Origin of the sequence: Nostoc sp. CCY0012, assembly GCF_963920855.1 — a bacterium.
GTDB lineage: Bacteria > Cyanobacteriota > Cyanobacteriia > Cyanobacteriales > Nostocaceae > Cyanocohniella.
Genome location: NZ_CAWUDM010000268.1, coordinates 1 through 270, shown reverse-complemented (window position 1 = coordinate 270; position 270 = coordinate 1). Strand labels below are relative to the sequence as shown.

At 30.0% G+C, this 270-nt stretch carries 1 protein-coding gene; it reads right to left on the bottom strand.

The annotated features are described in order from the left end of the window. Positions 1 to 189 (bottom strand): helix-turn-helix domain-containing protein (locus ACM0OS_RS29090; protein WP_414546637.1); only part of this gene is annotated, 189 nt, incomplete at its 3' end. Positions 190 to 270 lie beyond the last annotated feature (81 nt).

Below are 270 nucleotides of genomic sequence, written 5' to 3'. Positions count from 1 at the left end.
ACGATTTATCCAGTTATATATTGTCTTGTAACTCACATTAAATATTGTCATTAATTCTTCTAACTCTCTTCCCTGGCAGGCTAAAATTAAGAAATGCGCTCTTTGGCGCACTTGATGATATCGACTTTGGCGATAGATGCGCTCCAGGAGTTTCAAAGAAAGTGGATTAATTTCTCTCAAAAAAATCATTTAAATCCTAATTGCTATTTAAGTGAATTTTGAGTTCAATTATATATTAATTTGTGTAATTAATTTTGTTTGATTACTTAT